Annotated in this window: 17 protein-coding genes; 6 read left to right on the forward strand and 11 right to left on the reverse strand. The window is 71.1% G+C overall.

From position 1 onward, the window contains the following. Positions 1 to 64: 64 nt before the first annotated feature. Positions 65 to 2,035, forward strand: coding sequence for an NYN domain-containing protein (locus tag HHX31_RS19655; protein ID WP_169949766.1), 1,971 nt, complete (start codon positions 65 to 67; stop codon positions 2,033 to 2,035). Between the two features lie 91 nt (positions 2,036 to 2,126). On the opposite strand, the gene HHX31_RS19660 is transcribed toward HHX31_RS19655, so the two are convergent. Both HHX31_RS19660 and HHX31_RS19665 read right to left on the reverse strand, forming a co-directional pair. Beyond that, positions 2,127 to 2,753, reverse strand: a complete 627-nt coding sequence (locus tag HHX31_RS19660; protein ID WP_169949767.1) for a two-component system response regulator — start codon at positions 2,751 to 2,753, stop codon at positions 2,127 to 2,129. Between the two features lie 3 nt (positions 2,754 to 2,756). Beyond that, positions 2,757 to 6,968 carry a HAMP domain-containing protein gene (locus tag HHX31_RS19665; protein WP_169949768.1) on the reverse strand — a complete coding sequence of 1,404 codons (4,212 nt, stop codon included), beginning with the start codon at positions 6,966 to 6,968 and terminating at the stop codon, positions 2,757 to 2,759. Positions 6,969 to 7,215: 247 nt separating this feature from the next. Here HHX31_RS19665 and HHX31_RS19670 point away from each other — a divergent pair, with 247 nt between their 5' ends. Continuing rightward, a complete protein-coding gene (locus HHX31_RS19670; RefSeq protein ID WP_249346165.1) occupies positions 7,216 to 8,658 on the forward strand; it encodes a PP2C family protein-serine/threonine phosphatase in 1,443 nt (480 codons plus the stop codon). 30 nt (positions 8,659 to 8,688) lie between these two features. Here the strand turns inward: HHX31_RS19670 and HHX31_RS19675 are convergent, their stop codons facing one another. Then, entirely contained in the window at positions 8,689 to 10,482 is a 1,794-nt protein-coding gene (locus HHX31_RS19675; RefSeq protein WP_169949769.1) for a prolyl oligopeptidase family serine peptidase, read from the reverse strand. A gap of 189 nt (positions 10,483 to 10,671) precedes the next feature. Further along, complete coding sequence (locus tag HHX31_RS19680; RefSeq protein ID WP_169949770.1) at positions 10,672 to 11,487, reverse strand: putative RNA methyltransferase; 816 nt, start codon at positions 11,485 to 11,487, stop codon at positions 10,672 to 10,674. A 178-nt stretch (positions 11,488 to 11,665) separates the two neighbouring features. On the opposite strand from HHX31_RS19680, the gene HHX31_RS19685 reads away from it, so the two are divergent. Continuing rightward, positions 11,666 to 12,328: an MBL fold metallo-hydrolase gene (locus HHX31_RS19685; protein WP_249346166.1), complete on the forward strand. Its 663-nt coding sequence runs from the start codon at positions 11,666 to 11,668 to the stop codon at positions 12,326 to 12,328. A 20-nt stretch (positions 12,329 to 12,348) separates the two neighbouring features. Here the strand turns inward: HHX31_RS19685 and HHX31_RS19690 are convergent, their stop codons facing one another. The 4 genes from HHX31_RS19690 to HHX31_RS19705 all read right to left on the reverse strand — a co-directional run bounded on the left by HHX31_RS19690 (position 12,349) and on the right by HHX31_RS19705 (position 16,914). Beyond that, complete coding sequence (locus HHX31_RS19690; protein ID WP_311932077.1) at positions 12,349 to 13,590, reverse strand: MFS transporter; 1,242 nt, start codon at positions 13,588 to 13,590, stop codon at positions 12,349 to 12,351. Between the two features lie 110 nt (positions 13,591 to 13,700). Then, complete coding sequence (locus tag HHX31_RS19695; RefSeq protein WP_169949772.1) at positions 13,701 to 14,006, reverse strand: DUF6247 family protein; 306 nt, start codon at positions 14,004 to 14,006, stop codon at positions 13,701 to 13,703. Positions 14,007 to 14,058: 52 nt separating this feature from the next. Beyond that, a complete protein-coding gene (locus tag HHX31_RS19700) occupies positions 14,059 to 14,505 on the reverse strand; it encodes a toll/interleukin-1 receptor domain-containing protein (protein ID WP_169949773.1) in 447 nt (148 codons plus the stop codon). A gap of 165 nt (positions 14,506 to 14,670) precedes the next feature. Continuing rightward, positions 14,671 to 16,914 (reverse strand): MMPL family transporter, encoded by a 2,244-nt coding sequence (locus tag HHX31_RS19705; RefSeq protein WP_169949774.1) that lies wholly within the window; start codon positions 16,912 to 16,914, stop codon positions 14,671 to 14,673. A 172-nt stretch (positions 16,915 to 17,086) separates the two neighbouring features. Between HHX31_RS19705 and HHX31_RS19710 the strand changes: the two genes are divergently transcribed. The 3 genes from HHX31_RS19710 to HHX31_RS19720 all read left to right on the forward strand — a co-directional run bounded on the left by HHX31_RS19710 (position 17,087) and on the right by HHX31_RS19720 (position 20,367). Continuing rightward, complete coding sequence (locus tag HHX31_RS19710; protein WP_169949775.1) at positions 17,087 to 17,560, forward strand: NUDIX hydrolase; 474 nt, start codon at positions 17,087 to 17,089, stop codon at positions 17,558 to 17,560. Between the two features lie 72 nt (positions 17,561 to 17,632). After that, positions 17,633 to 17,857 carry a hypothetical protein gene (locus HHX31_RS19715; protein WP_169949776.1) on the forward strand — a complete coding sequence of 75 codons (225 nt, stop codon included), beginning with the start codon at positions 17,633 to 17,635 and terminating at the stop codon, positions 17,855 to 17,857. 128 nt (positions 17,858 to 17,985) lie between these two features. After that, positions 17,986 to 20,367, forward strand: coding sequence for a LuxR C-terminal-related transcriptional regulator (locus HHX31_RS19720; protein WP_169949777.1), 2,382 nt, complete (start codon positions 17,986 to 17,988; stop codon positions 20,365 to 20,367). On the opposite strand, the gene HHX31_RS19725 is transcribed toward HHX31_RS19720, so the two are convergent. The 3 genes from HHX31_RS19725 to HHX31_RS19735 all read right to left on the reverse strand — a co-directional run bounded on the left by HHX31_RS19725 (position 20,330) and on the right by HHX31_RS19735 (position 22,387). Next, positions 20,330 to 20,863: an ATP-binding protein gene (locus HHX31_RS19725; RefSeq protein ID WP_169949778.1), complete on the reverse strand. Its 534-nt coding sequence runs from the start codon at positions 20,861 to 20,863 to the stop codon at positions 20,330 to 20,332. The two genes, HHX31_RS19720 and HHX31_RS19725, sit on opposite strands and share 38 nt — an antisense overlap. A gap of 64 nt (positions 20,864 to 20,927) precedes the next feature. Further along, positions 20,928 to 21,119: a DUF5999 family protein gene (locus HHX31_RS19730; RefSeq protein ID WP_169949779.1), complete on the reverse strand. Its 192-nt coding sequence runs from the start codon at positions 21,117 to 21,119 to the stop codon at positions 20,928 to 20,930. 164 nt (positions 21,120 to 21,283) lie between these two features. After that, positions 21,284 to 22,387, reverse strand: coding sequence for an FAD-dependent monooxygenase (locus HHX31_RS19735; protein ID WP_169949780.1), 1,104 nt, complete (start codon positions 22,385 to 22,387; stop codon positions 21,284 to 21,286). Positions 22,388 to 22,485: the final 98 nt, after the last annotated feature.

The following is a 22,485-nucleotide window of genomic DNA, read 5'->3' on the forward strand; positions in this document are numbered from 1 at the left end:
ATCAGCCTCGCGGGAACACACGCTTGACTACCCTGAGAGGGCCACGTAGGAAGGGCGGTGTCGCGTGGATCGCTGCGCGCTGTTCGTTGACGCCGGCTACTTGCTGGCAGACGGCGCGATGGCCGTCCATGGGACCCGCCATCGCGAGGCCGTCTCCTGGGACTACCCGGGCCTCCTGCAGTTCCTGACGACCCTGTCGAGGGAGCGGACGGGCCTGCCGTTGCTGCGCTGCTACTGGTACGAGGCGACCGTCGAGGGCCGCCGTACGCCGGAGCACGACGTGCTGGCGGACATCCCCGGGCTCAAGCTCCGTCTCGGCCGCATCCGGCCGGGCCGCAGGGAAGGCGTGGACGCCCAGGTCCACCGTGACCTCATGACGCTGGCGCGCAACAACGCGGTCTGCGACGCGGTCGTGGTCAGCGGCGACGAGGATCTCACCCAGGTGGTGAGCGACGCGCAGGACCTCGGCATCCGGGTGACCGTCATGCAGATCGCCACCGACGGCGCGTGGTCGGCGGCCCGCACCCTGCGCCAGGAGTGCGACGACCTCATCGAGATCGGGAGCGGCCATCTCCGGTCGTTCGTCTCGATGCTCACCGGGGCGGACCCGGGCCCCGGCAACGGCCTCGTCCCCTACGGCAACGGGACGTCGTCCAACGGGACCCACCTCAACGGTTCCCAGCACAACGGCACCCCCCACAACGGCACACCGCACAACGGGACACCGCACAACGGGACGCAGCCCCACGGGACGCAGCCCCACGGGCAGCACAACGGGACGCTGTCGCAGGGCAGCCACGCCGCCGGCCAGCACAACGGGGCGGTGACGGGCGCGCACGACACTCCGCCGCAGGGCATGAGCGCCCCCGGAACGGTCTCGAACGCCACCCAGCCGCACCCCTCGGGCACACACTCGGGCACGCACCAGGGCGCATCCGGCACGGGAAGCCACAGCGCCGGGTCGCACGGTGTGGGCTCCCAGGGAGGCGCCGCTCACAGCACGGGCTCCCAGGGCGCGGGTTCTCAGGGTGCGGGTTCTCAGAGCCCGGGCTTCCAGGGTTCAGGCTTCCAGGGTTCAGGCTTCCAAGGGGCGGGTTACCAGGGCGCGGGCTCCCACCGCACGGACCCGCAGAGCACGGGCGCCGAGTCCACGAGCTCCCAAACCACGGGCCCCCCAACCACGAGCCCCCAAACCACGAGCACCCAGTCCCCTAGCGCCCACGCCGGCGGCTTGGAAGCCACCGGCTCCTACGGGACGGGCTCTCACAGCGCAGGCTCCCACAGCGCGGGCTCCCACGGGACCGGCGCCCATGGGTCACAAGGGGCTGGGCCACAAGGGACTGGGTCGCACGGGACTGGGTCGCACGGGACTGGGACAGAGGGCACGGGGGCGCACAGCGGCGGGCGGTCCTCCGCCGCCCACGCGCGTCCCGCTCTGCCGGCCCAGCCGTCCCCACCCGTCTACAACGGCTACGGGCCCGAGTCGCAGCAGCCCGCTGCGCCACGCCAGGCTCAGCCGCCCGTGAGCGCACCACTGTCGGCTCCCCCGCCGGTCAGCCCCCCGGCGCCGCCCACGGGGGCGCAACCCCCGTCGGGCACCCCGGCTCAGACCGGCCAGGCACACACGAGCCAGGCACAGACGAGCCAGGCACAAACGAGCCAGGCACACACGAGCCAGGCACAGGGCCAGCAGCAGTACGGCTCCGGCCCCACCGGCTACGCGCCCTCCCAGCTGGGTCCTTACACAGGTCCTCAGCCCGCTCCGGTGCCGATGCAGTCCGGAGGCACCACGACGCTCGCCGAGGCGGTCAAGGCGGCGCACAAGGAGGGCCACGACTTCGGCGAGTCGGTCGCTCGCGACGCCCCTGCCCTGTGGCTGGAGGCCGTGCTCGCCCGCAAGCCCCGGATGCCGTCCGACCTGGAGGCCCGCCTTCTCCAGGGGTCCTCGCTGCCGATCGACTTCCTGCTGCACGACGAGGTCAGGCACGCCCTGCGCCGCGGCTTCTGGGACGCGCTCGAGCGCGCCCGCCGCTGACCTGGCGGTCCTTGCCGGGGCCGCTGGTCACGCTCCGTGAGGCCGATCAGGGCACACGGCGCCGATCACGATACGTGACGCCGCGCGCGGCTCAGCCGAGCGCGTCGAAGCCGGCCCGCAGGTGGGCGACGCGTTCGCCCAGTTCGGCTACCGCGCCGCCGAGGGGTCCGTCGGCGGACTTCTCCGCCAGTTCGCGCACCCGCCGTAGCTCGTCCTCGACGGCGGTGACGCGGCCGGCCAGTTCGCCCAGCACGGAGGTGTGGTCGCCGCCGTCCGGCAACTCGCTCGACAGGCGTTCCCGCAGCAGTGCCGCCTGCTCGGCGAGCCGGCGGTTCATCGAGTAGAGCTCCACGAACACGGCGACCTTGGCGCGCAGCACCCAGGGGTCGAACGGCTTGGTGAGGTAGTCCACCGCACCTGCGGCGTACCCGCGGAAGGCGTAGTCGGGGGCGCTGTCGACGACGGTCAGGAAGATGATCGGGATGTTCCTGGTGCGCTCTCTCCGTTTGATGTGCGCGGCGGTCTCGAAGCCGTCCATGCCGGGCATGCGCACGTCGAGCAGGATCAGGGCGAAGTCGCTCGACAGGAGGGCTTTCAGTGCCTCCTCTCCGGACCGGGCCCGCACGGGCACGACGTCCAGCGAGCTGAGGATCGCCTCCAGGGCGATCAGATTCTCCTCACGGTCGTCGACCAGCAGGACCTTGGCACGGTCAGCCATCGATCACGTCTCCTGGGCGTCTCGGGACTCGGGGGCGGGCACGCCCCTCGTACGTTCTGCGCTTCCGCCACGCCCGCGCACGAGCCATCCGCGGAGCCGTTCGAGCAGCCGGTCGACGTCGACGGGCTTGGGCACGTAGTCGGACGCGCCGGACGAGATGCTCTTCTCGCGGTCCCCGCGCATGACCTTGGCCGTCAGCGCGATGATCGGCAGGCCGGCGAACTGCGGCATCGTACGGATCGCGGAGGTCGTCGCCCAGCCGTCCATCTCGGGCATCATGATGTCCATCAGCACGAGCGCCACGTCTTCGTTGCGTTCGAGCTGCTCGATGCCCTCGCGGCCGTTCTCCGCGTACACGACGGTCGAGCCGTGCCGCTCCAGCACGCTGGTCAGCGCGAAGACGTTGCGGATGTCGTCGTCCACGATGAGGATCTTGGCCCCGGACAGCGGGTCGTCGCCCTGCCAGTCGTGGGCGTCCACCAGCGGTGTGTACTGGGGGACCGGCAGGTCGGTCGGGAGCGGGATCTCCGGGAGGATGTCCTTGATGTGCAGGTCGGGGAGCTCGTCCTCGCGTCCCTCGGGCTCCGCGAGCGTGGCGATCGCCCCGCCGTCGGGTGCGGCGAGCGGCCCCGAGTAGTCCGGGGGCAGATACAGCGTGAACGTGCTGCCCTCCCCTGGGGTGCTCTGGACGTGGATCTCGCCGCCGAGCAGGCGGGCGATCTCCCGGCAGATCGACAGGCCGAGGCCGGTGCCGCCGTACTTGCGGCTGGTCGTGCCGTCGGCCTGACGGAACTGCTCGAAGATCACTTCGAGCTTGTCGGGCGCGATGCCGATGCCGGTGTCCACGACCCGGAAGGCCAGCATGTCCTCGGGCGAGCCCTGCAGCTTCTCGTCCACGTAGGGGACGTCGGCCGGTGCCCGGGTCACCTCCAGCCTGACCTCGCCATGGTGGGTGAACTTCACCGCGTTGGACAGCAGGTTGCGCAGCACCTGCTGCAGCCGCTGCTCGTCGCTGCGCACCTCGTCCGGCACGGACGGGTCGATCTGGACCGCGAACGACAGGCCCTTGTCCTGCGCGAGCGGGGCGAACGTCGCCTCCATGTAGTCGACCAGCGCGGACAGCGACATCCCCTGCGGGTGGATGTCCATGCGGCCCGCCTCGACCTTCGACAGGTCGAGGATGTCGTTGATCAGCTGCAGCAGCGCGGAACCCGCGTCGTGGATCGTCCGGGCGAACTCCACCTGTTGCGGGGTGAGGTTGCCCTCGGCGTTCTCCGTGAGCAGCTTGGCGAGCACGAGCAGGCTGTTGAGCGGGGTGCGCAGCTCGTGGGACATGTTCGCGAGGAACTCGGACTTGTAGCGCGAGGAGACCGCGAGCTGCTCGGCCCGTTCCTCCAGCGTCCGCCTGGCCTGCTCGATCTGGAAGTTCTGGATCTCGATGGCGCGGTTCTGCTTGGCCAGCAGCGCCGCCTTGTCCTCCAGTTCGGCGTTGGACCTGCGCAGCTCCTCCTGCTGGCGCTGGAGCTCGTCGGAGCGCTCCTGCAGCTCGATCGCGAGCCGCTGCGACTCGGTGAGCAGGTCCTCGGTGCGGGAGTTGGCCATGATCGTGTTGATCGTGACGCCGATGGTCTCGACGAGCTGGGTGAGGAACGCCAGGTGGACCTCGCTGAACTGCCGGAACGAGGCCATCTCGAGGACGCCGAGCACCTTGTTCTCGAAGAGGATCGGCAGCACGACGATCTGGGCCGGGTTCGACCGGCTCAGCCCGGTCTCGACGGTGATCGAGTCGACCGGCACGCCCTCCAGGATGATCTGCTCGGCCTCCAGCGCGGCCTGGCCGATGATGCCCTCGCCCAGCTCGAAGCTCGGCTTGGGAGCCGAGCCCGGCTGGATGCCGTACCCGGCGATGAGGTCGAGCCTGCCGTCGTCGTAGAGGTAGCAGGCGCCGTGGCTGGCCGAGACGAGCGGCGTGAGCTCGCTCATGATCAGCCGGGCGACCTCCATCAGGTCGCGGTGGCCCTGCATCAGGCGCGAGATCCTGGCCAGGTGGGACTTGAGCCAGTCCTGCTCCTGGTTGGTCTTGGTCGTCTCGCGCAGGGTGGCGACCATCGTGTTGATGTTGTCCTTGAGCTGGGCCAGCTCGCCCGGCGCCTCGACGGTGATCGACCGGGTGAGGTCGCCCCTGGCGACCGCGCTGGTCACCTCGGCGATCGCGCGCACCTGCGTGGTCAGGTTGCCTGCCAGCTCGTTCACGCTCTCGGTGAGCCGCTTCCAGGTGCCCTCGACGCCCTCGACCCGTGCCTGGCCGCCGAGCTGGCCCTCCGAGCCGACCTCGCGGGCGACGCGGGTCACCTCGGAGGCGAAGGACGAGAGCTGGTCGACCATGGTGTTCATGGTGCTCTTGAGCTGGAGGATCTCGCCTTGGGCGTCGACGTCGATCTTGCGGGTCAGGTCGCCGTTGGCGACGGCGGTGGTGACCTGGGCGATGTTGCGCACCTGGTAGGTGAAGTTGCTCGCCATCGAGTTGACGTTGTCGGTGAGGTCCTTCCAGACGCCCGACACGCCGGGGACGCGCGCCTGGCCGCCCAGCCGTCCCTCGGTGCCGACCTCGCGGGCGACGCGGGTGACCTCGTCGGCGAAGGCGGACAGCTGGTCCACCATCGTGTTCATCGTGTCCTTGAGCTCCAGGATCTCGCCCTGGGCGTCCACGGTGATCTTCTTGGAGAGGTTGCCCTGCGCCACGGCGGTGGAGACGACGGCGATCTGCCGGATCTGCGAGGTCAGGTTGTTGGCCATGAAGTTGACGTTGTCGGTGAGGTCTTTCCAGATGCCCGACACACCGCGTACCTGCGCCTGGCCGCCCAGCCGTCCCTCGGTGCCGACCTCGCGGGCGACGCGGGTCACCTCGGAGGCGAAGGACGAGAGCTGGTCCACCATGGTGTTCATGGTGCTCTTGAGTTCGAGCATCTCGCCCTGGGCGTCGACGTCGATCTTGCGGGTGAAGTCGCCGTTGGCGACGGCGGTGGTGACCTGGGCGATGTTGCGCACCTGGTAGGTCAGGTTGTTCGCCATCGAGTTGACGTTGTCGGTGAGGTCTTTCCAGACGCCCGACACGCCCTTCACCTCGGCGCGCCCGCCCAGCTTGCCCTCGGTGCCGACCTCGCGGGCGACGCGCGTCACCTCGTCGGCGAACGCGGAGAGCTGGTCGACCATCGTGTTGAGGGTCTCCTTGAGCTCCAGGATCTCGCCCTGGGCGTCCACCGTGATCTTCCTGGACAGGTCGCCCTTGGCCACGGCGGTGGAGACGACGGCGATCTGCCGCACCTGCGAGGTCAGGTTGTTGGCCATGAAGTTGACGTTGTCGGTGAGGTCCTTCCAGACGCCCGACACGCCGCGCACCTGCGCCTGGCCGCCCAGCTTGCCCTCGGTGCCGACCTCGCGGGCCACCCTGGTGACCTCCTCGGCGAACGCGGAGAGCTGGTCGACCATCGTGTTGACGGTGTGCTTCAGCTCCAGCATCTCGCCGACGGCGTCGACGGTGACCTTGCGGCTCAGGTCGCCTCGGGCGACGCCGGTGGTCACCTCGGCGATGTCGCGGACCTGCGCGGAGACGCGGTCGGACATCGTGTTCACGGCCTCGGTGAGGTCGCGCCAGCTTCCCGACATGCCGCGCAGGTTGGCGCGGCCGCCCAGCTTGCCCTCGGTGCCGAGGTCGCGGGTGACCCGCGTGACCTCCGAGGTGAACAGCGAAAGCTGGTCGACCATGCCGTTGATGGCCTTGCCCAGCCTGCGTACCTCGCCCCGGGCCGCGCGATCCAGGTCGATCCGGCGGGACAGGTCGCCCTTGGCGACGGCGTCTATGACGTCCGCGGCCCCGCTGACCGGAGTCACGATGGCGTCGATCAGGTCGTTGACCGAGCCCACGCTCTCCGCCCACGCGCCGACGCCGGGACCGGGGCTGAGCCGCTCGGTGAAGCGGCCCTCCTTGACGATCTCGCGCCGCACCCGCGCCAGCTCGTTGGCGAGGTGCTCCCGCCGGTCCGCCACCTCGTTCAGCAGCAGCCTGATCTCACTGAGGACTCCAGGAGGGGCGTGGGACACACGGCGGCGGAAGTCACCGTCCCGCCATGTGATGAGCGTCTCGAGGAAGGGGACAAGATCCGATTCGCGATAAACCCGTTCGGTCTCGGCCAGCTCGGCGTTGGCGGGCGACATTTAGCCTCCTTTACCCCGATCGGGGCTGACGCGACCAAGGCATAGGCCCAACACGGCCGTCCAGCCGCGGACTCCATGCCAGTCTGTCACGTTCGACGCGTTGCGGGGCCCCTTGCCTGACCCGCGGTCAGCCGGAAGTGTGGTAAGCACAATGATGGTGGCAATTACCCCTCGAGCCGTCCTGGCTGCGTCGTTCACGCCGGGAGAGACGGCCGTACCCGAAGCGAAGCGGTTCACGCGTGAGGTCATGACGGCGTGGGCCGCGATGTCGGTGTGCCCCGAGGCCGAGCGACTGGTGGAGGAGCTCGTCGTCCAGGCGTCCGGTGCGCCCTTCGAGGTGGTGTGGCTCCACCACGGCGAGTCCATCCAGCTGGAGGTCAAGGAGAAGGCGGACGGCCAGGATTTCGGGCCGCCTGCCGACGTCGCCACCTGGGGTGTGACGTTCACCTCGTCGCTGCGCACCCGCTGGGCCCGCCTTGAACTGCCGGGCGGGGAGCCGGTGCAGAGTGACGAGTGGCTGCTGGAGGCCGCGCACGGCCCCGGCTGGCTCGGCTTTCTCGCCGACGCGAGCGACCTGCTCGCGGGCACGCTCAACCCGGAGATGGTGCCGGCGATCGTCGCGCAGATCGTGGTGCCGCGCCTGGCGAGCTGGTGCGCCGTCTACACGGCCCAGGACGGGTCGGGGGACCTGCGGCCCGCCTATCTCTGGCACGCGGACGAGACCCAGATCGACGCCATGCGCGACGAACTGGAGGAGATCACGCTGCCTGCCGACGACGACCCGGCCGTGCTGCCGATGGGCGAGTGGCAGGCGCTGGCGTACCCGCTGACCGCGCGGGGGCGGCGGCTCGGCGTCATGTGCCTGGGCCGGCGCGACCGCTTCCCCGACGAGGCCATGCAGATCGCCGAGGACCTCGGCCGCCGCGCGGCGCTGGCGCTCGACAACGCGCGGCTGTACGCCCAGCAGGCGGCGGCCAACCGGGCGCTCCAGCGCAGCCTCCTGCCGCCGGACGAGCCCACCACCCCGGGGCTCGACTTCCACGTGATCTACGAGCCGGCTGGGGAGAACAACGAGGTCGGCGGAGACTTCTACGACCTGTTCCCGATCTCGGACGGCGTCTGGCGCTTCGCGATCGGCGACGTCTGCGGCACCGGGCCCGAGGCCGCCGCGGTCACCGGGCTGGCCCGGCACACGCTCCGGCTGCTCGCCCGCGAGGGGTACGGCGTGGCCGCCGTCGTGGGCCGGCTCAACCAGGCCATCCTGGAGGAGGGGGAGCGCGCCCGCTTCCTGACGCTGCTGCACGGCCAGATCACGGTCATGCCGGAGGGGCTCGACATCCGCCTCGTCTCCGCCGGGCATCCGGAGGCCCTGCGCCTGCGGCCGAACGGCGACGTCGAGGTCGTGGCCTCGCCGCAGTCGCTGCTCGGGGTGTTCCCCGAGGCGAAGTTCCAGGAGGACAGCCTGCGGCTCACCCAGGGCGACGTGCTGCTGGGCGTGACCGACGGGGTCACCGAGCGGCGGTCGGGCAACCGGCTGCTCGACGACGACGGCGGCCTGGCCAAGCTTCTCGCGGAGTGCGTGGACCTGTCCGCCCGCGCGGTGGCCGAGCGCATCCGCCGCGCCGTGCAGGACTTCGCGCCCGTGCCGAGCGCCGACGACCTGGCCATCCTCGTCCTGCGCGCACCCTGAATCGCACAGACAGCATTTGTCAGACGCTCCCTAGCGGCGGGAGTCCAGCGCGCGTACGGCGAAGTCGATCGACGCGGCCATCCTGCGCACCCCTTCCTCGACGACCCGCGCCCCCGGGCCGGCGTCGTACCGGCACACGGACACCTCCCCGCCGAGGTCGGCCAGGGCCCGTGCGTAGCGCTCGATCTGTGAGTCCGGGCGGAGCGGGCCGTTCGTCCCCGCGAGGATCAGCAGCGGCGCCTCCACCATGTCGGCGTACGTGATCGGGGAGGACGCGGCGTACCGCTCGGGCACCTCGGCGGGCGAACCGCCCAGCAGCGCCCGGTGCACCGCGCGCATGCACCCAGGCTCGTCCTCGTACGCCGCCGCGTGGTCGGCTATGGGCGCGGCGGCGATCCCCGCCGCCCACGACTTGGGCTGGGTGCCGAGCGCCAGCAGGGTCAGGTAGCCGCCCCACTCCGCGCCGGTGAGCACGAGGCGGTCCGGGTCGGCGATGCCCCGCTCCACGGCCCAGTCGCGCACCGCCGCCACGTCGGCCAGTTCCACGTGGCCGACGCCGCCGCGCGGGGCGTTCCGCCAGGCCGAGCCGTACCCGGCCGACCCCCGGTGGTTCACCCGGATCACCGCGAAACCGCTGTCGACCCAGGCCGCGGCCTGCGGATGGAACGAGTCGTCGTCCTGGCCGTCCGTGCCGCCGCAGAACCCCGGCGGCGTGTCGCGCAGGAGGAACACCGTCGGGTACGGCGCCGCCACCCGCTCGGGCCGGGACACGAGGGCGTGGATGCGCCCGGCCGGCCCCTCCACGTCGATGTCCTCCAGCGGCACGGACGGCGGCGGCGTGCGCCCCGGGCTGAAGACCACGTGGCCGTTGCTCGACCTGACCACCGGTGGGTGGGCGGCGCTCGACCATGCGTACTCGATGGTGCCGTCAGGGCGCGGCGCCGCCGCCTCGATCACCCCGTGCGGGCTCTGGATCGGGGTGAGGCCGCCGCCGGCGAGGTCGTAGCGCAGCAGTTCCGTGCGTCCCCGCTCGTTGTGGATGATGAGCAGGGCCCGGCCGTCGTCGTACCAGTCGGCGGAGATCTCGCCGCGCACCCGCAGCCAGATCTCCCGCTGCTCGCCGGTCACCGGGTCCCACACGAGCGGTTCGCGGCGGCCCCTGCGCTCGTGCAGGACGAGCAGTCGGCGATCGCCGGGGACAGGGGCGAACCTGCAGCCGGTCACCCCTCTGCCCGGTCCATCGTGCAGTTCGGCGACCGTCGAGCCGTTCGCCCTGATCACCCGTACGGCCGGGTGCAGGGCGTCACCGTGCTCGCTGTGGTTGACGGCGATGAGCGTGCCGTCGAGGGAGATGTCCGCGACCGCGGCGTACTCGTCGTGGCGGTACAACGTGACCGGTTCGCTGCCCGGCCGGGCCAGCAGGATCTCGAAGCCGTCCCGGGATGAGCGGCCGACGGCGGCCGCGCCGTCCGAGGCGAGCGCGAGCCCGCAGGGGTGGCCGGGCGGTATGGCCAGGGGCTCGTCAGGGCCGCCGTGGAACGGCTGGCGCGACCACACGCCGTACCCGCCGCCGGTTGTGTCGCTGTCCGCGTCGCCGAACCACCAGATCCACCGGCCGGCGGGGTCGATCGCGCCATGGCGGACGCCGCGGGCGCCGTCGGTGACCTGGCGGATCAGCCCGCTCGACCGGTCCCAGGCGTAGATCTCCCACGAGCCGGAGGCGTCGCCGCGGTAGACGGCGCGGTGCGGAGCCTGACGCGCCCACGTGGGCAGGGTCACGCGCGGTGCCCGGAACCTGGCCTGCCAGCGTTCCTCGGCCTTCATACCGGCCCTCCCCTGCGCTCCTACGGGGTCGGGTTCAGTATGTATCGAGAGGGGCGCAAATGGCTGACAAATGGGCGATGTCGGGCCACAAATCGGCGCGAGCGCCGGTCGGGAACTGTGCAAGCCGGCGATCCGCGTGCGGGCGGCCCTCCGCTCACCTCCGGCATGCACGGCAGGCGTCGCGCAGGGTCACGTGGACAGAGCCCAGCGGCTGATGTGGAAGGACGCGGTCACCGGCACGGGGCTGGGCAGCGCGGCGATCTTCGCGGCCAGTTCCTCCGGGTGGGTGTGCCAGGCGCTCGGGCCCATGGCGACCACCGCCTCTACCTCGTCGTGGCGCAGCGAAAGCGCGACCTCCTCGGTCTCCTCCGCGGTGCGGGTGAACCGGCCGCCCAGGGCGTCTTCCAGGCGGCGGTCCTTGTCCTCGTCCACGCTGAGCAGGCCGAGCCGCTCGACGAGCGGGCTCAGGTGGCCGGGGCCGGGCGTGACGACGACCAGGGAGCCGCCCGGCCGCAGCACCCGGGCGAACTCCTCCGCGTTGCGCGGCGCGAAGACGTTGAGCAGCACGTCCACGCGGCCGTCGCCGACGGGGATCGGCCGCCACACGTCCGCCACGACGGCGCCGATGCGGGGATGCGCGCGGGCCGCCCGCTTCAGCGCGTGCTTCGACACGTCGAGCGCGATGCCCGCCGCGGCGTCGCCGAGCGCCGCGGCCAGGTAGTAGCCGGTGCCAGCGCCGGCGTCGGCGACCACGGCGGCGCCCTCGCACAGCCGGGCGAGGCGGCCGGCCAGCGGGGCGTAGTGGCCCGCCTCAAGGAAGCGCGCCCGCGCGGCCACCATGGCGGGCGTGTCGGCCGTGCCGGCCGGGCGGGTGAGCATGTTCACGTATCCCTGGCGCGCCACGTCGAAGGAGTGGCCGTGCGCGCACCTGACCGATCCGCCGGAGAGCTGGACGGCCGTCCCGCAGGCCGGGCAGGCGAGATGGTGGATGACGTCGGCGAGCACCCGTCAATCATCCACCCGTCAATCATCCACCCCGTCGCGTGAGCCGTACGGACGGCCGGCTGTCCGGGGGTGGGCTTCGCGGGCTTTCGGGATCTTCTAGTGTGAGGCGATGCCGCACCATGAGCCGAGAATCGTGTCCGGTGTCGAGATCATCCCCCTCTGTGATGCCGTGGGGCCGATGAAGGAGCCGGTCCGCAAACCACTGCCCGAGATGTTCCCCGGCGCCGCTTTCGCCGCCGGCGAGGAGTGGGTGCTGCACTTCCACTGCTACCTGCTGCGGGCGGCGGGCCGTACGGTCCTGGTGGACACCGGGATCGGCGGCGCGCACTCGCCGGCGACCTGGGCGCCGCTGCCCGGACGGCTCGGCGGGGCGCTGGCCGGCGCCGGGGCCGACCCCGCCGACGTCGATGTGGTCGTGCTGACCCATCTGCACAGCGACCACGCGGGCGGCGCGGTCGTGGACGGCGCTCCCGCCTTCCCCAGGGCCCGCTACGTGTTGCAGCGGTCGGAGACCGAGTGGGCGTCCGGCCCGGTGCGCGAGCTGATCCTCGATCCCCTGCGGGACAGGCTCGACGTCGTCGACGGCGACGCCGAGCCCGTGCCGGGGGTCCGGGTGCTGCACACGCCCGGCCACACCCCCGGCCACCAGTGCGTCGAGGTGGGAGACGTGATCATGAGCGGCGACGCCGTGCTCCACCCCGTCCAGGTCGCCGATCCCACCATCACCTACGTCTACGACGAGGACCCCGATCTCGCCGTACGGACCCGGGAGGACCTGCTCGCCAGGGCCGTCGTCCTCGCTCCCTCCCACTTCCCCGAACCGTTCGTCCCGCTGAGGTAGCCCGCCGCTCGGGCTCCGAGTCAGGCCGGGGCGGTGGCCGGGACGGCGGGAGTGCGCAGGGCCGCGCGGCGGGCGCGGGCGCGGTAACGGATCACCTGTACGGCACCGAGCAGCCAGATCGGATACTGCACGGCGAACGCCCAGCGGAAGTCGCCCTGCAGGTCCATGATGATCCCGAGGAGCGCGATCAGGCACATGGTGGCGGCGAACCCGCCGCCGTTGACGATGCCGGTGGCGACGCCGATGCGCTCGGCCGGGTTGAACGTGCGGGCGTAGTCGAAGCCGATCACCGCGCCGGGCCCGTTCGTCGCGAGGGCCACCGTGAGCAGCCCCAGCGTCCACAGCGGGGCATGGCCACCGGGCCACAGCAGGACGAGCGTCCACGCGCCCGCCGTGATGGCGATGATCGTGAGCACCATCCGCGAGCGGCGCAACGGGAAGCGCCCGGCCAGATAGCCGAGCAGCGGCCCGCAGGCCATCCCGAGCAGTGTCAGCGCGCTCAGCAGCACCCCGGCCGTGTTCGGGGACAGGCCATGACCCTGCACGAGGAAGGGGTAGCCCCACAGCATCGTGAAGGCGGCGGCCGAGGACTGGGTGGCGGCGTGGGTCCACATCCCGAGGCGGGTGCCCGGCTCGGCCCAGGCCGCCCGCACTCCGGACGCCGCCGGTGCGCGCTCCGGTCTGCGGTCGCGGAGCGCGGCGGCGACGACGGCCAGCGCCACCACCGCGAGGCCCGCGGCCCACAGGAAGGTCGGCGTCCAGCCGTACGCGTGCAGGGAGCTGATCAACGGCACGGCCGCCCCGACCGCGCCGAGCTGCCCGATGATGCTGGTGAGTTGCACGATCAGCGGGTTGCGGCGGGGCGGGAACCAGACGTTGACCACCCGGATCACGCTGATGAACGTCATCGCGTCGCCGCAGCCGACCAGCACCCTCCCAGCGGCGGCGGGCAGGAGGCTGGTCGAGAAGGCGAACAGGAGTTGTCCGAGTGCCATGACCGCCGCGCCGACGAGCAGCATGCGCTTGGACCCCAGGCGGTCGACCAGGACGCCGACGGGGATCTGCATGGCCGCGTAGACGAGCAGTTGCAGCATGGCGAGCGTGGACAGCGCCGTCGCCCCGACCCCGAACCTCGCCGCGGCCTCGATGCCCGTCACGCCGACCGACTGCCGCTGGAAGACCGCGACCATGTACGCGAGCACACCGGCGGCCCAATAGATCAGAAGTTTGCGACCATTATTACCGCTGTGCACCACGTGCACGTATTTTACCCTTATGCACTTTTAGCCCTCCGAGTGCCCCCACGGCTGGGGTCCGCAGGTGGAGGGGCCATCGCCTGGGCGAGGCGGTCGCGGCAAGGCATACGGGCAGGTCAGGAGCGACGAGCCCGTGCCACTCGCTCTTCCCAATCGGGGACGGCCTCCTGCAGGGAGACGAACTCGCCGGCCTCACTAGCCGCTTCCTGCGCGCGCTCCTCATACGAGGGATCGGCGAACGCGATCGAGTTCAGCCACCACAGATCAAGAAGCTCGGGTAGCCGGTGGTACTCACCCGGCTCCCGGGCCGCCTCCCATGCCTCTTGATACCGCGCGAGGAAAACCGGCCGCCACCTCTCCGGCAGCGCCTGAAGAATTGTCTGCGGATCGAACCGTGGATCATGAACCGGCTGCGCGCTCATGGCGTGACCGTACTCGCCGCACTCCGTCAGGCAGGCGGATCCGCGTACGGAGTCAGGCGTGGCGGGCCCGGCGCACTGAGGGGGAGACCCCGGACAGGAGGCGCTCCCGCGCCTCGGCCTCGTCGACTTCGACCAGGTCGATGTAGACCAGCGGTCCGAGCAGCGGGGCGACGTCGCATTCGGCCACCCGCACCGGGATGAATCCGCGTTCTCTGCCGAGCAGCGTCCGACGATAGGCCGCAGTCCATTCCGCCTGCGTGAACATGGAGCTCAGATAATGGGGAGACAGCACGCCCAGAACATGCCGGCAGGCGGACAGCGCCTTGTCCATCCCCGCCATGAAGTCGTCCCCCGGCCGGAAGTCCCAGGCCTGGATGACGGTGGTGTGGCCGGCGTCCTCGAGGGTTCGCGCGATCCAGGTCGCCCAGCTCTCGTCCTTGCCGTTATAGGTGACGAAGAAGTCCTTTTCCGCATTTTCGGTCGGGCCGTTCCCCGTCATGACGCCTCCGTCGCTGCCCTGATTCACGCGCCCCGTCGGCGGTAACTTACCGGGAATTTCGCGTGAGAACGGTCCACATAACAGAGCCCGTGAACGGCAAAGCGCCGGAACGGCGCCAGTGTCAGGAGACACGGCACCGCTCCGGCGTGGCCGAGGAGCTGAGGATCAGACGAGGGCGGGGACCCGCTCCTCGGGAACCTCCTCGGGGGCGTCGTCGCCGTGGGACAACCGCGGCAGCCAGTTCAGCCAGCGCGGCAGATACCAGTTCCAGTCGCCGAGCAGCTTCATCGTCGCGGGCAGCAGCACCGCGCGGACGATCGTCGCGTCGATGAGCACGGCCGCCGCCAGGCCGATGCCCAGTTGCATGAACGTCAGCAGCGACAGCGTGGCGAACGTCGCGAACACCGCCACCATGATGAGCGCGGCGCTGGTCACCACGGCCGCCGTGCTCCTGATGCCGTACGACACGGCGTCCTCGGTGCTCATGCCCTTGTCGTACGCCTCCCTGATCCGGCTCAGGATGAAGACGTGGTAGTCCATCGACAGCCCGAAGAGGATCACGAACAGGAACAGCGGCAGCCAGTCGGTGATCGTCCCTGTCGACTCGAAGCCCAGCAGGCTCTCGCCGTACCCCCGCTGGAAGACCAGCACGAGCACGCCGTACGCCGCGGCCACGGACAGCAGGTTGAGCACGATGGCCTTGAGCGCGACGACCAGTGAGCGGAACGAGACCAGCAGCAGCACGAACGCCAGCAGCAGCACGAACCCGAACACGAGCGGGATGCGGCGGCCGAGTTGCTCGTTGAAGTCCATCGAGCCCGCCGTGGCGCCGGTGACGTGGGCGCCGGGCAGCGTGGCCGGGACGACCTTCTCCCGCAGGGTGCGGACGGCGTGCTCGGAGACTTCGTCGGTTCCCGTGCCCTTGACGCCGATGCTGATCTTGGCGACGGTCTTGTCCGGGTTGACGGCGACGCCGAAGGGCTCGTTGGCCTCGCCCGTGGCCAGCGCCTGCCGCTTGAACTCCTCGATCTTGGCGGTGAACGCCGGCGTCGTCACGTCGGCCGCCTTGACCACGATCACGGCCGGCTGGTTCCCGCCGGGGAACGCCTCGTCGATCCGCTTGAACGTCTCGGCGATCTGGTAGTCGCCCTGGAGGTCGTCGATCGTCTGGGGGCCGGTCTTCAGGCCGAGGGCGGGGATCGCCAGGCCGACGAGCAGTCCGCCCGCGAGGAGCGCGGAGACGAGCGGGTGCCGCAGCACCGGCTTCAGGATCGCCCCCCACACGCGGCTCTCGCCGCCGCGCACGCCGAGGATCCGCCGCCAGGTGACCCGGCCGCCGGTGAGGACGCGTGCCGTGCCGTGGATCAGCCGCGCGTCGATCTTGTCGCCGATCAGCGAGAGCAGCGCGGGCAGCACGGTCAGCGAGCCGACCACGGCCGTGAGCACCACGAGGATCGTGCCCTCGGCGAAGCCCATGAAGACGCCGTTGCCGGTGAGGAACATGCCCGCCATGGCGACGATGACGGTGACGCCGGAGATGAGCACGGCACGTCCGGAGGTGGCCGCCGCGATCTCCAGGGACCGCTTCTTGTCGCGTCCCTTCGACCTCTCCTCCCTCTCCCGCATGATGTAGAAGAGGCTGTAGTCGACGCCCACGGCCAGGCCGATCAGCAGCATGACGTTGCTGGTGGCCGAGTCGACGTGCAGGATCTGGCTGGTGAATGCCAGCAGGCCGGTGGCCGCGAAGATCGCCGTCATCGCCAGCGCGACCGGGACGACCGCCGCCAGCAGCGCGCCGAACGCCGCGAGCAGGATGCCGAGCGTGATGGGCAGCGAGAGCTGCTCGGCGCGGACGAAGTCCTTGTCGATCGCCTCACCGACCAGCTTCGTCGAGCTGGCCGCTCCGGCCTCCTCCACCCGGAGGCCGGGGTGCGCCCCCTGCACCCCGGCCACCGCGTCGAGAACCGGCTGGATCCGTTCGTCCGCCGTTCCGCCGTCGCCCTTCATGTCGAACTGGACCAGCGTCGTACGCCCGTCCGGCGTCACCGGCGAGGGCTCCTTGTCGTACGGCGTGCGCACGTTCTCGACCTGGCCGGTGGCCTCGACGGCCGTCCTGACGTCCTCGACCGCCCGGCGGAAGGCCGGATCCGCCACCGTCAGCGTCTCCGTACGCGACTGGACCAGCACGACCTCGCCGGCCACGTCCGGGAAGCCGGCGCCGTCGAGGATCTGCTCGGCCTGGCGCGAGTCGCCGTTGGCGGACTCGTAGCCACGCATCTCGGCCGTGCCCACGGCGTTGCCCGCGACGGTCGCGACGGCGACGAAGGCGACCCAGATGAGCAGCGCCCACCACCGGTGGCGTGCGCTCCAGCCACCGATGGTGGCGGCGATGTTCCTGCGGCTTCCCATGACCTCCCCTTTACGTCTGCTTCGACGGTAGGAGCCGATCAAGGGCGGCACATCGGACGCACAGACCAGATCGCGGGTACTGCCGGAGGCGTACGCCTCTCATCCCCGCGATCTAGGGGACATCCCCGACAGGGGAGATGACCTAGGCTCGGGGCATGAGATCGGAGCCTCGATGATCCCCGCGGACGCCTTCTACGCGGGGCTGTTCAAGGTGGCCGCCGCGGCGGCCGGTTTCATCACGGACTCCTCGGGCCGGGTCCTGCTCGTGAAGCCGGGCTACCGCGACCACTGGGGCTGGCCGGGCGGTCACGTGGACGAGGGCGAGTCGCCCGAGGCGGCCTGCGGCCGGGAGCTGGCCGAGGAGCTGGGCCTCACCCGGCCGGTTGGCCGCCTGCTCGTGGTCCAGTGGGTGCCGCCGCTGGACGACCGGCCGGTCCCGCTGGTCCATTTCCTGTTCGACTGCGGGACGTTCCAGGACGGAACGGGCGTCGTACTGCAGCGGGAGGAGCTGGACGACTACGGGTTCTTCACCGCCGCGCAGGCCGTCTCCCTCATGCCGGCCTATCTGGTGGCCCGGCTGACCGCCGCCCAGCGGGCCCGCGACACCGGCGAAACCGTCTATCTACCCGCCGCCGTCGCCGAATAGTTCGCCGTCCTCGTGGAATGTGGTGGACGAACACGCCATCGCGAACACGGGCGACGCAAAGGACGGTGAGGCATGGACGACCCCGAGCTCGGCAAGGAACTCGAGGAGGTGGACGCGCAGATCGAGCGCCTGCGTGAGCAGGCCGCGCAGATGCGCGAGGAGATCGGGCAGCGCTGGGACGGGCCGATGGACATGGCGGAGAGATCCGTCCTGCTGACCAACGTCGAGCAGCAGGAGGCGCTCATCGACGACCTGCAGGTCAGGCGTGAGCAGATCCTGCGGCGGATGAAGGGCTGAGCTCCGCCGGGGTGCTCAGGAAGGTCCGGGGCCCCGGTTTGTACGGTGGTATGTGCCACGGCGCGTGGCGCACCGGACGACGGGGGCGGCGTGGGCTCATGACCGCTATGCGAACGACCGCTATGCGAATGACCACTACGCGGACGGAGGGCGCCGGCGGGGGACCGGGGGGACTGCCCGCCGAGGTGACGAGCTTCGTCGGGCGCAGGCACGAACTGGGCGAGCTCAAACGCCTGCTGGGGACCGCGCACGTGGTCACCGTGATCGGCGCGGGCGGGGTGGGCAAGACCCGTCTCGCGCTGCGGGCGGCCGAGGAGGTCCGCAGGAGCTTCCCCGGCGGCGTGCAACTGGTCGAGCTCGCCGCGCTCGGGGATCCCGGCCTTGTCACGCAGGCCGTCGGCGAGGCGCTGTCGGTCACCCTCTGCTCGGCCCGGCCGCCGCTGGACGCGCTCGTGGAGCGCCTGCGGGACCGGCAGACCCTGATCGTGCTGGACAACTGCGAGCACATACTCGCCGCGTGCGCGACGCTCGTGGACACGCTGGTCCGTGCGCTTCCCGGCCTTCGCGTGCTCGCCACCAGCAGGCAGGCGCTCGGCATCGACGGCGAGCGGATCGTCGAGTTGGCGCCGCTGCCGACGCCCTCCCCTTGCGGCGACCGGGCGGTGCCGCCCGGCGAGTCGGACGCGGTCCGGCTGTTCGCCGAGCGGGCCGCGGCGGTCGTGCCCGAGTTCGAGGTGACCGGGGAGAACGAGGAGGTGGTGGCCGAGATCTGCCGCCGCCTCGACGGAGTGCCCCTGGCGATCGAGATGGCCGCCGTACGGCTGCGCGCCCTGTCGGCGCGGCAGGTGCTGGAGCGGCTGGACGACCGGTTCCGGCTGCTCACCGGGGGCTCACGGGCCGCGCTGCCCCGGCAGCGTACGCTGCGCGCGCTGTTCGAGTGGAGCTACGAGCTGTGCACGGAGCAGGAGCGGCTGCTGTGGCAGCGCGTCTCGGTCTTCGCTGGTGGCCTGGACCTGGAGGCGGCCGAGCACGTGTGCGCGGGCGACGGCATCGCCCCTGAGGAGGTGCTCGAGATCGTCGCGGGACTGGTCGACAAGTCCGTGCTGCTCCGGCGGGAGTGCCACGGGATGGTCCGCTACGGCCTGCTCGACACCGTGCAGCAGTTCGGGCGTGAGCTGCTCGCCGCCTCGGGGGATGAGGCGACGCTGCACCGGCGGCACCGCGACTACTACCGGAAGATCACGTCACGGGCCTGGGCGGAGTTGTTCGGCGCAGGCCAGCAGGCGTGGGTGCAGCGCCTGCGGCGGGAGCACGCCAACCTCCGCAAGGCCCTGGACTGGTCGCTGCGGGAGCCTGGAGAGGCGGAGACAGGCCTCGCGATGACCGCGGAGCTGCTCTACCACTGGAGCGGCTACCACCTGTCGGAGGGATCGGGCTGGTTCGACCGGAGCCTGGCCGCGGCGAAAAAACCCGGCGAGGCGCGGGCCCACGCGCTGTGGGCGGGCGCCTGGATGGCCCTGCTCCAGGACGACCACGCCACGGCGTGCGCGCGCCTGGAGGAGGCCGCGGAGATCGCCGGGCGGCTCGGGCTGCGGGTGACGCTCGGCTACATCGCGTTCCTGACGGGCATGACGGCCGTCTGCGCGGGTGACCTGGAGACCGGCATGCGCGGATACGAGGAGGCCGCGGCCGCCCACCGCGCGATCGGCAACCCCATCGGCATGGCGCTGGCCCTCAACCGGCTCTCCATGGCCAACGCGTTCCTGGGCAGGCCGGTCGCCCGCGACCTCGGCGAGGAGTGCGTGGCCCTGTGCGACCTGTACGGCGAGGGCTGGCACCGGGCGTACGCGCTGCTGGCGCTGGCGATCGACGCCTGGCGCAGGGGTGACATGCGGGCGGCCCGGGAGATGAGCGACGAGAGCCTGCGCTACGTGACGACCGCGGGCGACCAGATCGGGATGGGGATAAACCTGGAGCTCCACGCCTGGCTGGCGGCGGCCGAGCGCGAGTACGAGCGGGCGGCCCGGCTGCTCGGCGCCGTACGCACCTCCTGGCAGGCCGCAGGCTCGCGGCTGGGGGAGTTCCGCTACATGAGCGTCTGCCACGACGAGTGCGCGGCGGCCACTAGCGAGGCGCTGGGCGAGCGCGGCTTCCGGGCGGAGACGGGCCGGGGAGCGGCCCTGACACGGGAGGAGGCCCTGGCCTACGCCATGCGGGAACGCGCGCCCGCCCGCGAGGCGACGCCCCACGAGGGCCGGATCGCGCCGCTGACGCGCCGGGAGACGGAGATCGCCCGCCTTGTCGCCGAGGGACTGAGCAACAAGGACATCGCCGGCCGGCTGACCATCTCCCAGCGCACCGCGGAGGGCCACATCGAACACATCCTCGACAAGCTCGGTTTCAAGTCCCGCGCCCAGGTGGCCGCCTGGATCATGGAACAGCCGGATCAGCGGCCGGGCGCGGACGGGCAGGTCAGCGAAGGGCGCACGCCGGCAACTCGAACCATATGATCTTGCCGCTGCGGGTGCGCTGCGCGCCCCAGCAGCAGGCGAGGGAGTCGAGCAGCAGCAGTCCGCGGCCGCTCTCGTCGCCGGTGGTGGGCCTGGCCACATCCGGGAGCGAGTCGTCGGAGTCCTCCACCTCGCAGCGCAGCAGCCCCTCGACGACCGAAAGCCGTACGACGAGGTCGCCGCAGCCGGTGTGGCGCAACACGTTGGTGACCAGTTCGCTCACCAGCAGTTCCGTCACGTCGGACAGCTTCTCCAGGTCCCATGCGCTCAGGCGCTCGCTGGTCAGCCGCCTGGCCAGCCCGACCGAGGCGGGCTCGGCGGGCAGCCGCCAGGTCGCCGCCTCGATGTCGGGCTCGTCCACGAGCCGGATCGCGAGGTCGCCGACCCGCTGCACCAGGGTCTCCCAGCGTTGGAGGACCGCGCGGTGCCAGGGCGTGTCGCCGCCGTGGGCGAGCGTCCGCGGTGTGTCCGTGACGGGGCAGTACATGATGCTCATCCCTTCTTCTCGCCTTCGTTCCGAAGCGGCGTCCGCGCCGGGCCGTGGGCCCTGGTCGGCTCGGTCATGCGGCACATCCCAGAGCCACGCGGGCCGGGATGCTGCGGCCGTCGGGCATGAGCTCACCGCTGTCGTCGAACAGCACGACGCCGTTGCAGAGGAGGCCCCATCCCTGCTCGGGGTGGAAGGCGATCAGGCAGGCCGCGTCGCGGTCGGGTGCGTCCGCCGACGGGCACTGAGGGTGGTGCTGGCACATGATCGGTCCCCCTGACTCTCATGCGCTCTTCTAGACGTTCTCAGACTGCCTTCTCATGCCTTGGGGAGAGGAGGGGGAAAACACCCATATCGATACCTGTTCCAGGGATACGTACGTACTGGGTGGGGGCCGGTTCGAAGAAAGGTAAAGCGCTTCGAGGCTCCTTACTCGTCCAGGGAGATCGCGTCCTTGGCTCGATCGACCGACTCCTCGGATGCCCCACGGCCCGGGTTTTCCGTGGCCAGCGCCTGGTTGAGCGCCACGAAGGGCCGCATCCGCCGCTCGTAGCGGGCGAAGGCGGCCTCGTGCGCGCCTCCCGCCGCCGCCAGTTCGGCGGCCAGCACGTACGCGCCCACGAGGGCGAGGCTCGTGCCCTGGCCCGACAGAGGGGAAGGGCAGTAGGCGGCGTCGCCGACGAGTGTGATCCGTCCCGACGACCACCGGTCCAGGTGGATCTGGGCCATCGAGTCGCAGTAGAAGTCGCTCGCCTCCTCCATGCCCTTCAGCAGCCTCGGCGTCTCCCCGCCCGCGCCCGCGAACGCCTCGGCCACGGCCGCCCGCAGCCGCGCGGGGTCGTGGTGGTCGAGCGGCTCGGACTGGAAGCCGAGGGTGATTCGCAGCTCGGTGTTGCCCCGGACCGGGAAGACGCCGTACCCGCGCTCCGCGTCCTGCATCCAGACCTGCCAGTCCTCCAGCCCGAGGAAGTTGTCCATGCCGAAGACGGCCAGGTAGGTCCCCAGGTGGTGGACGAACTCCCGCTCGGGCCCGAAGGCCAGCCGCCGGACCGTGGAGTGCAGTCCGTCCGCGCCCACCACGAGGTCATATCGGCGCGGCTCGGCGTGCTCGAACCGGGCCAGCACGCCCTGCTCGTCCTGCTCCAGCGCGGTGATCGAGTCGCCGAACAGGAATGTGACCTCTCCGCGCGTCCGCTCGTACAGCAGGCGGGTGAGGTCCTCGCGCAGCAACTCGATGTCGTCGTTGTCGATACGGCCGCTGCTGTAGGTCGACTCCTCCGAGCGCATGATCTCGTTGCCCTCGCCGTCGTACACGGACATGCCGCGGTGGCCGGTGCGCAGGCGCCGCGCCTCGTCGAGTACGCCGGTGCGGCCGGCGACCTCCAGTGCGACGCCGCGTATGTCGATCGCCTGCCCTCCGGCGCGGAGGCCGGGCGCGCGCTCCACCACAGTCGGGGCGAAGCCGCGGCGGTGCAGCCAGGAGGCGAGTGTGATCCCCGCGACACCGGCGCCGGAGACGAGCACGTCGGTCATGGAAGCTCCCTAGGGGTGTGGATGCCGTATGCGGTGAATGTACGGTGTAAGCGCAAGCGCATGCAAGCTGCGATTATGGGGGAAATTTGTACTAGGAC

The organism is Microbispora sp. H11081, from assembly GCF_012999535.1.
In the GTDB taxonomy this organism is placed as follows: Bacteria; Actinomycetota; Actinomycetes; order Streptosporangiales; family Streptosporangiaceae; genus Microbispora.

Excerpts from the sequence above, each read along its gene's own strand:
- HHX31_RS19670 (WP_249346165.1), top strand. The coding sequence starts at position 7,216 with ATGACGGCGTGGGCCGCGATGTCGGTGTGCCCCGAGGCCGAGCGACTG.
- HHX31_RS19705 (WP_169949774.1), bottom strand. The coding sequence starts at position 16,914 with ATGGGAAGCCGCAGGAACATCGCCGCCACCATCGGTGGCTGGAGCGCA.
- HHX31_RS19660 (WP_169949767.1), bottom strand. The coding sequence starts at position 2,753 with ATGGCTGACCGTGCCAAGGTCCTGCTGGTCGACGACCGTGAGGAGAAT.
- HHX31_RS19665 (WP_169949768.1), bottom strand. The coding sequence starts at position 6,968 with ATGTCGCCCGCCAACGCCGAGCTGGCCGAGACCGAACGGGTTTATCGC.
- HHX31_RS19685 (WP_249346166.1), top strand. The coding sequence starts at position 11,666 with ATGAAGGAGCCGGTCCGCAAACCACTGCCCGAGATGTTCCCCGGCGCC.
- HHX31_RS19700 (WP_169949773.1), bottom strand. The coding sequence starts at position 14,505 with ATGACGGGGAACGGCCCGACCGAAAATGCGGAAAAGGACTTCTTCGTC.
- HHX31_RS19720 (WP_169949777.1), top strand. The coding sequence starts at position 17,986 with ATGACCACTACGCGGACGGAGGGCGCCGGCGGGGGACCGGGGGGACTG.
- HHX31_RS19675 (WP_169949769.1), bottom strand. The coding sequence starts at position 10,482 with ATGAAGGCCGAGGAACGCTGGCAGGCCAGGTTCCGGGCACCGCGCGTG.
- HHX31_RS19730 (WP_169949779.1), bottom strand. The coding sequence starts at position 21,119 with ATGTGCCAGCACCACCCTCAGTGCCCGTCGGCGGACGCACCCGACCGC.
- HHX31_RS19735 (WP_169949780.1), bottom strand. The coding sequence starts at position 22,387 with ATGACCGACGTGCTCGTCTCCGGCGCCGGTGTCGCGGGGATCACACTC.
- HHX31_RS19715 (WP_169949776.1), top strand. The coding sequence starts at position 17,633 with ATGGACGACCCCGAGCTCGGCAAGGAACTCGAGGAGGTGGACGCGCAG.
- HHX31_RS19710 (WP_169949775.1), top strand. The coding sequence starts at position 17,087 with ATGATCCCCGCGGACGCCTTCTACGCGGGGCTGTTCAAGGTGGCCGCC.
- HHX31_RS19725 (WP_169949778.1), bottom strand. The coding sequence starts at position 20,863 with ATGAGCATCATGTACTGCCCCGTCACGGACACACCGCGGACGCTCGCC.
- HHX31_RS19695 (WP_169949772.1), bottom strand. The coding sequence starts at position 14,006 with ATGAGCGCGCAGCCGGTTCATGATCCACGGTTCGATCCGCAGACAATT.